At 70.1% G+C, this 7,101-nt stretch carries 8 protein-coding genes and 1 pseudogene; 6 read left to right on the top strand and 3 right to left on the bottom strand.

What is annotated here, in order from left to right; genetic code table 11:
• Both GA0115259_RS14965 and GA0115259_RS14960 read right to left on the bottom strand, forming a co-directional pair.
• Nucleotides 1-175 (bottom strand): annotated as a pseudogene (locus GA0115259_RS14965) (hydrolase); the annotation flags it as partial.
• A 92-nt stretch (nucleotides 176-267) separates the two neighbouring features.
• Entirely contained in the window at nucleotides 268-1,083 is an 816-nt protein-coding gene (locus GA0115259_RS14960; protein ID WP_093596398.1) for an SOS response-associated peptidase, read from the bottom strand.
• 66 nt (nucleotides 1,084-1,149) lie between these two features.
• Here GA0115259_RS14960 and GA0115259_RS14955 point away from each other — a divergent pair, with 66 nt between their 5' ends.
• The 4 genes from GA0115259_RS14955 to GA0115259_RS14940 all read left to right on the top strand — a co-directional run bounded on the left by GA0115259_RS14955 (nucleotide 1,150) and on the right by GA0115259_RS14940 (nucleotide 4,759).
• Nucleotides 1,150-1,872: a M50 family metallopeptidase gene (locus tag GA0115259_RS14955; RefSeq protein WP_202450019.1), complete on the top strand. Its 723-nt coding sequence runs from the start codon at nucleotides 1,150-1,152 to the stop codon at nucleotides 1,870-1,872.
• A 96-nt stretch (nucleotides 1,873-1,968) separates the two neighbouring features.
• Nucleotides 1,969-3,330, top strand: a complete 1,362-nt coding sequence (gene aroA / locus GA0115259_RS14950; RefSeq protein WP_093596400.1) for a 3-phosphoshikimate 1-carboxyvinyltransferase — start codon at nucleotides 1,969-1,971, stop codon at nucleotides 3,328-3,330.
• A 4-nt stretch (nucleotides 3,331-3,334) separates the two neighbouring features.
• The gene (rsgA, locus tag GA0115259_RS14945; RefSeq protein ID WP_093596396.1) at nucleotides 3,335-4,345 is read left to right on the top strand and encodes a ribosome small subunit-dependent GTPase A; all 1,011 of its coding nucleotides are present in this window, start codon (nucleotides 3,335-3,337) and stop codon (nucleotides 4,343-4,345) included.
• A 90-nt stretch (nucleotides 4,346-4,435) separates the two neighbouring features.
• Entirely contained in the window at nucleotides 4,436-4,759 is a 324-nt protein-coding gene (locus GA0115259_RS14940; protein WP_093596394.1) for a DMT family transporter, read from the top strand.
• Here the strand turns inward: GA0115259_RS14940 and GA0115259_RS14935 are convergent.
• The gene (locus GA0115259_RS14935; protein WP_093596392.1) at nucleotides 4,725-5,393 is read right to left on the bottom strand and encodes a TetR/AcrR family transcriptional regulator; all 669 of its coding nucleotides are present in this window, start codon (nucleotides 5,391-5,393) and stop codon (nucleotides 4,725-4,727) included. The two genes, GA0115259_RS14940 and GA0115259_RS14935, sit on opposite strands and share 35 nt — an antisense overlap.
• Before the next feature lie 145 nt (nucleotides 5,394-5,538).
• On the opposite strand from GA0115259_RS14935, the gene hisN reads away from it, so the two are divergent.
• The gene (gene hisN / locus GA0115259_RS14930) at nucleotides 5,539-6,339 is read left to right on the top strand and encodes a histidinol-phosphatase (RefSeq protein ID WP_093596390.1); all 801 of its coding nucleotides are present in this window, start codon (nucleotides 5,539-5,541) and stop codon (nucleotides 6,337-6,339) included.
• 322 nt (nucleotides 6,340-6,661) lie between these two features.
• Nucleotides 6,662-7,063, top strand: coding sequence for a CBS domain-containing protein (locus tag GA0115259_RS14925; protein ID WP_093596388.1), 402 nt, complete (start codon nucleotides 6,662-6,664; stop codon nucleotides 7,061-7,063).
• The last annotated feature ends 38 nt before the right edge of the window (nucleotides 7,064-7,101 follow it).

Raw genomic sequence — 7,101 nt, 5'->3', positions numbered from 1 at the left:
CAGTGACACCGAGCGGCGGCAGCGCGGCGGCGAGGGCCTGGAGGTCACGCGCCTCGATCCCGCCGCCCGCGCCATGGCCGAGGGCGAGAACGAGCCGTGGCCGCGGCGCCGCGTACCAGGTGATACGGGCATCTCCGGCCGGCGTCCCGACGCTCTCGCGCTCCGGCCCGTCCACGGTGGTCTCTTTCGGCTCGCTGGTCTCTCTCGGCTCACTCGTCACACGTTCATCCTGCCGCGCGAGGTACGGCCCTCAGGAACGGGCGGCCCTCAGAACAGCGTGCTCTCCTCCGGCGCGGCCAGCTCCGCCAGCAGCTCGGGCCCGTTGTTACGGACATTGCTGACGGCCGTAGCCACGGGATACGCCCGCATCAGCCCGGCCGGCGGCGGTTCGAGCAGCCCCCGCAGCTCCTCGGGATCCGTACGCGCCGGATCCAGCCAGGCATCCCAGCGGTCCGGCGTCAGCATCAGCGGCATCCTCGGGTGGATCTCCGCCAGCGAGCCCGGTCCCTCGGCGGGAGCGACCGCCAGCGGTGTCTTCTCCGCCTCGGTCGTGATCACCGAACAGGTCACCCACCAGGCCTGCGGATGGTCGTCCGGCAGAGTGCGGTCGCGCCAGAACTCGTAGAGCCCGGCCATGGCCATCACCGCGCCGTCGGCGGGCGTCACGAAATAAGGCTGCTTGCGCGGACGCTTCTTCCTGCCCTGCTCTTCGAGCTGACGCTCGTCGGAGCCGGTGACCCACTCGTAATAGCCGTCGGCCGGCAGGATGCAGCGGCGCGCGAGGAAGGGCCTGCGGAAGGAGGGCTTCTCATGCACGGTCTCGGCGCGCGCGTTGATCATCCGCGCTCCGCCCTCGGGCGTCTTCGCCCAGGACGGTACGAGTCCCCACTTCAGCCTGCGCAGCTGACGAACCGGGACGGGCTCTGCGGCGTCTTTCACCGGACGCTCCAGAACCGCGTAGACCTCCTTCGTCGGAGCCACGTTCCAGTCGGGAGCGAGGGTCTCCTCGGGCTCCCACTTCTCTATGCCGAAGAGCCCCTGAAGAACTTCCGGGCTCCGGCTCGCCGCATACCGTCCGCACATAAATGCAACACTGCCACGACTGCAACACTGGCACGACGCAAACCCAGTTGAGGAGCCGCCCGAGAAATGGCCAGTATCGACTCGACCTCGATCGCCGATCTGTGGGACCGCGTCTTCGGCACTCAGCCCGCACCGGAGGACTGGCTGGTGGCCCTGGCCGGTGCCCTCGCGCTCATAGCCGTCGTACCGCGTCCGCTCTGGCGGCTCTCCCGCAACGCGATCACCATCGCGCACGAGGGCGGCCACGGGCTCATAGCCCTGGTCACCGGGCGCCGGCTCGACGGCATCAGGCTGCACTCGGACACCTCGGGACTGACGGTCAGCCGTGGCAGGCCCTCGGGCCTCGGCATGATCCTCACCGCCGCCGCGGGATACACCGCGCCGCCGCTGCTCGGTCTCGGCGGTGCCTGGCTGCTCTCCGCGCACCACATCACACTGCTGCTCTGGCTGGCGACGGCCCTGCTGCTCGCGATGCTGGTGATGATCCGCAACGCGTACGGAGCGCTCACCGTGATCCTCACCGGTGCCGCGTTCCTGTTGATCTCGTGGCTGACCGAGCCCGCCGTCCAGTCGGCGTTCGCGTACACGGCTGTCTGGTTTCTGCTCCTCGGGGGCGTACGCCCGGCGTTCGAGCTCCAGGCCAAGCGCCGACACGGCGGAGCCGGGGATTCGGACGCCGACCAGCTCGGACGGCTGACGCATGCACCACCGGCGCTCTGGCTGTTTCTCTTCCACGCCGTCTCGCTCTGCTCACTCATCGGCGGCGGGCGCTGGCTACTGGGCTTGTAAGCGCCCTGTGCACCTCCTATCACCTTCTCGTTACACCCTGGTTTCGCCACTTTTGTTCAGGATCCGCTTCGGTTACGAACCACTAAAGTGATGGCCATGACCGAAAGCTCCGTGCAGCCCGCCCTCTGGCCCGCCCCCTACGCACACGGGGCCGTCGAAGCGACGGTCACCGTGCCCGGTTCCAAGTCGGTCACCAACCGCGGTCTGGTCCTCGCCGCGCTGGCCGCCGAGCCCGGCTGGCTCCGCCGCCCGCTGCGCTCCCGTGACACCCTGCTGATGGCCGACGCCCTGCGCGCCATGGGCGTCGGCATCGAGGAAAGCCTCTCGTCCAGCTCCACCGCCGCCGGCGTTCCCGCGCCGGGCGGCGAGGCCTGGCGCGTGATCCCGTCCGGGCTGCACGGCCCGGCGACGGTCGACGTCGGCAACGCCGGCACGGTGATGCGCTTCCTGCCGCCCGTGGCGACACTCGCCGACGGAGCCATCCGCTTCGACGGCGATCCACGCTCCTACGAACGTCCACTGCACAGCGTCATCCACGCGCTGCGCGCCCTCGGCGCCCGTATTGACGACGACAGCCGTGGCGCGCTCCCGCTGACCGTGCACGGCGGCGGCGCGCTGGACGGCGGCGCGGTGGAGATCGACGCCTCCGCGTCCTCCCAGTTCGTCTCCGCGCTGCTGCTCTCGGGCGCGCGCTTCAACCAGGGCGTGGAGGTACGGCATGTGGGCGCCGTGCTGCCCTCCATGCCGCACATCCGGATGACCGTCGACATGCTCCGCGCGGTCGGCGCCCAGGTCGACGAGCCCGAGACCGGCGGTGAGCCCAATGTCTGGCGCGTCTCTCCCAGCGCGCTGCTCGGCCGCGATCTGACCGTGGAACCGGATCTCTCCAACGCCCAGCCGTTCCTGGCCGCCGCGCTGGTCACCGGCGGCCGGGTCACCGTCCCGGACTGGCCGGAGCGGACCACTCAGCCGGGTGACGCGCTGCGTGAGATCTTCACCGAGATGGGCGGCTCCTGTGAGTACGTCATGACGGCGGAGGGCTCCAGCCTCACCTTCCGTGGCACGGGCACGATCCATGGCATCGACGTCGATCTGAGCGAGGTCGGCGAACTGACACCCGGTATCGCGGCCGTCGCCGCGCTCGCCGACTCGCCCTCCACACTGCGCGGCGTCGCGCATCTGCGGCTCCATGAGACGGACCGGCTGGCCGCGCTCACCAAGGAGATCAACGAACTGGGCGGTGATGTCACCGAGACGGCGGACGGACTGCACATCCGCCCGCGCCCGCTGCACGGCGGTGTGTTCCACACCTACGACGACCACCGGATGGCCACGGCCGGTTCGATCATCGGCCTGGCCGTCGAAGGAGTACAGATCGAGAACGTGGGCACGACCGCCAAGACACTGCCCGACTTCCCGCGGATGTGGACCGACATGCTGACGGGAGCGGGAGCCTGACGCGATGCGGCGCTACGGCAAGAACCCCGACGAGGACGACATCCGCTCCCGCCCCAATCCCAAGGGCAACCGGCCGCGTACGAACATCAGGCCCAAGCACGAGGACGCCTCGGAGGGCATGGTCCTGACCGTGGACCGCGGCCGGATCACCTGCCTCGTCGAGGACCGCGTGGTCCTGGCGATGAAGGCACGCGAACTGGGCCGCAAGGCAGCCGTGGTGGGAGACCAGGTCGGTCTGGTCGGTGATCTGTCGGGCAAGAAGGACACGCTGGCGCGGATCGTACGGATCGAGAAGCGCCACTCCGTACTGCGGCGCACGGCGGACGACGACGATCCGTACGAGCGCGTGGTCGTCGCCAACGCCGACCAGTTGGCCGTCGTCACCGCGCTCGCCGATCCCGAGCCGCGTCCCCGGCTGATCGACCGCTGCCTGGTCGCCGCGTACGACGGAGGTCTGGAACCGCTGCTCGTGCTGACGAAGTCCGATCTGGCCTCGCCCGACGAGCTGTTGGAGACCTACAAGGCGCTCGGTATCCGCTATGTCGTCACCCGGCGCGACGAGTTGGCGAGCGGATACGCGGCCGGTCTCGTACGCGAGTATCTCGACGGCCGGGTCACCGCCTTCGTCGGCCACTCGGGCGTCGGCAAGACAACTCTGGTCAACGCCCTGGTGCCGGAGGACAGACGACGGACCACCGGCCTGGTCAACGCGGTCACGGGCCGCGGCCGGCACACCACGACCTCGGCGCTGGCCCTGCCGCTGGAGAAGGCGGACGGCTGGGTGATCGACACCCCGGGCATCCGTTCCTTCGGACTGCACCATGTCGATCCGTCCCGGGTCATCCTCGCCTTCCCCGATCTGGTGCCCGGTACGGAGGGCTGCCCTCGGGCATGCAGCCACGACGAGCCGGACTGCGCGCTCGACGCATGGGTGGCCGAGGGACACGCCGATCCGGCCAGGCTCTATTCCCTGCGCCGGCTCCTCGCCACACGCGAACGGCGCGAAGGGGACTGACGCGCACACGTTTGCGATCCCGCGGTGCTGGTAAGGGCATAATCCAACCAGGCGGGACGAGCAGTCACTGATACGGGGAGGCCTCTGACAATGGCGTGGCTGCTGGTTGTGGTCGCCGGAATCCTGGAGACGGGATTCGCCGTCTGCCTCAAGCTCTCCCACGGCTTCACCAGGCTCTGGCCGACGATCGCCTTCGCGGCCTTCGCGCTCGGCAGCTTCGGTCTGCTGACGCTCTCGCTGAAGAAACTGGACGTCGGTCCCGCCTACGCGGTCTGGACGGGTATCGGCGCGGCCGGTACCGCGATCTACGGCATGATCTTCCTCGGCGACATCGTCTCCGTACTGAAACTCGTCTCGATCTCCCTGGTCATCATCGGAGTCATCGGGCTCCAGCTCTCGGGCTCGGCGCACTGAGCGGTACGGACGAGGCGGCGGGCAGCGGCGCGGTGACAGCCGTACGCACCAGCGGTGCCACGGATTCGCCACCGGGCGCGACGAGATGGGCAAGCGCCAGCCGCAGGGCCAGCTCACAGCGGTAGAGCAACTCGGCCCGGCCCGCACCGGACCGCAGATGATCCGTACGGTGCCGCTCCAGCGCCGCCACGGCTCTGTCCCGTACCAGCGCGACCAGATCGCCCGTCGCGGGCGGTCCCGCGTCGGCGCGGCGCTGCGCCGGGACGCCGGAGGGCGGCGCGGTGATCCGTACGGGAGCGGGCGCGGGCAGCCACCGTCCCCAGCAGCCGGTGAGCAGCGCCCGCAGCAGAGGCCGCGCCCGCGCCTCGGTGACGGTCCACTCGGCGACGGCCACTAGCCGGTCGACGGTGTCCCGCCGCTCGCTCAACAGCCGTTCCACACCGCGCAGATAGAGATCGACCTCGCGCCGCACGAGCGCGCGGGCCAGCCCGTCCTTGCTGCCGAACTCGTTGTAGAGCGTCTGCCGGGAGACCCCGGCGGCCGAGGCCACATCGACCATTCTGACCGCGGACCAGGGCAGTCCGGCGAGTGCCGAGAGACCGGCGTTGAGCAGGGCTTCACGCGCAGTAGGCATCGTCGCCTCCGGGGCCGTGCGGCTCTGCGCCCAGAGTTGACGGACCGTCGTCGGCTGTCAAGACCAACGGCGAGGCCCGCCCGCGGCTTCTTGCCGGTACGGGCCCCATGGCCGGGGCTTCCTCCCGGTGGATACTGTGACGACCATGCCCGACTACCACGATGATCTGCGTCTCGCCCATGTCCTCGCGGACGCCGCCGACGCCGCGACGATGGACCGCTTCAAGGCCCTGGACCTCAAGGTCGAGACCAAACCGGACATGACTCCGGTGACCGAGGCCGACAAGGCGGCCGAGGAGCTGATCCGTGGCCATCTCCAGCGGGCCAGGCCGCGCGACGCGATCCTGGGCGAGGAGTACGGCATCGAGGGCACGGGCCCGCGCCGCTGGGTCATCGATCCCATCGACGGTACGAAGAACTATGTCCGCGGAGTACCGGTCTGGGCGACGCTGATCTCCCTGATGGTGGCCGCCGAGGGCGGTTACGAGCCGGTCGTCGGCGTGGTGTCGGCGCCCGCGCTGGGCCGGCGGTGGTGGGCGGCGAAGGGCGGCGGCGCGTATACGGGCCGCAGCCTCTCCTCCGCGACCCGGCTGCGTGTCTCGAAGGTCTCGCGCATCCGGGACGCGTCGTTCGCGTACTCCTCGCTGACCGGCTGGGAGGAGCAGGGCCGGCTGGACGGCTTCCTCGATCTGACGCGCGCGTGCTGGCGTACGCGCGGCTACGGCGACTTCTGGCCGTACATGATGGTCGCGGAGGGCTCGGTGGACATCTGCGCGGAGCCGGAACTGTCCCTGTGGGACATGGCGGCGACGACGATCGTGGTCCAGGAGGCGGGCGGCACCTTCACAGGCCTGGACGGCCGAGCGGGCCCACACAGCGGCAACGCGGCGGCATCGAACGGCATCCTCCACGAGGAACTGCTGGGATACCTGAACCAGCGGTATTAGGGCCCGACCCGAACCCCGGCTTCCCGCCCGGTCCGGGCCCGCATTTCCAACCCGTCCGGCGTTCGAGGACGGAACCGCCAACCCCGGCGCCGGGTTCCCACTCGCAGAGCCCAGCCGCGCGCCCTACTCGGGCCGCAGGCCGAAAAACACCCGCACCGGGAGGCGCGCGGGGCGCCGCGCTGCGTACGTCGCGCTTCGGGCGCCCCCTTGTTGCTCCGGCCAAGGAGTGCCACTCTGAAAGTCCCCCCACTTGTGAACTTGTGAATCGTTTCTCATTGGAGGGTCTCCACAGGACGGTTTACCAAGGAGGTGCGTTCACCCCATGCTCGTCCGTGACGCCATGAGTTCGGTGGTTCTGACCATCGGGCCCACACATACGCTCCGCCAGGCGGCCCGGCTGATGTCCGCGCGCCGCGTCGGCGCCGCCGTTGTTCTCGACCCGGACCACTGCGGCATCGGGATTCTCACCGAGCGCGACATTCTGAACTCGCTCGGTGCGGGCCAGAGCCCCGACGCCGAGACCGCCTGTACCCACACCACCACCGATGTCGTCTTCGCCGCGCCCTCCTGGACGCTGGAGGAAGCCGCGGCGGCCATGTCGAGCGGCGGATTCCGCCATCTGATCGTACTCAACGACCGGGAGCCGGTCGGCATCGTCTCCGTACGCGACATCATCCGCTGCTGGGCGCCGGACCGGCGCGAGGCGGCGGTGCTGGCCGGCTGACGCCGCGCCGCGTCCGGCGGCGGCGCCCGGGGGGGCGG

Source organism: Streptomyces sp. MnatMP-M17 (genome assembly GCF_900091995.1).
GTDB lineage: Bacteria > Actinomycetota > Actinomycetes > Streptomycetales > Streptomycetaceae > Streptomyces.
Note: the sequence above shows the minus strand (reverse complement) of the source record. Positions and strands in the feature narration are given on the sequence as shown.

Bases quoted from the DNA above. Each gene is read 5' to 3' on its own strand.
- GA0115259_RS14960 (WP_093596398.1), bottom strand. From the start codon at position 1,083: ATGTGCGGACGGTATGCGGCGAGCCGGAGCCCGGAAGTTCTTCAGGGG.
- GA0115259_RS14955 (WP_202450019.1), top strand. From the start codon at position 1,150: ATGGCCAGTATCGACTCGACCTCGATCGCCGATCTGTGGGACCGCGTC.
- aroA (WP_093596400.1), top strand. From the start codon at position 1,969: ATGACCGAAAGCTCCGTGCAGCCCGCCCTCTGGCCCGCCCCCTACGCA.
- rsgA (WP_093596396.1), top strand. From the start codon at position 3,335: ATGCGGCGCTACGGCAAGAACCCCGACGAGGACGACATCCGCTCCCGC.
- GA0115259_RS14940 (WP_093596394.1), top strand. From the start codon at position 4,436: ATGGCGTGGCTGCTGGTTGTGGTCGCCGGAATCCTGGAGACGGGATTC.
- GA0115259_RS14935 (WP_093596392.1), bottom strand. From the start codon at position 5,393: ATGCCTACTGCGCGTGAAGCCCTGCTCAACGCCGGTCTCTCGGCACTC.
- hisN (WP_093596390.1), top strand. From the start codon at position 5,539: ATGCCCGACTACCACGATGATCTGCGTCTCGCCCATGTCCTCGCGGAC.
- GA0115259_RS14925 (WP_093596388.1), top strand. From the start codon at position 6,662: ATGCTCGTCCGTGACGCCATGAGTTCGGTGGTTCTGACCATCGGGCCC.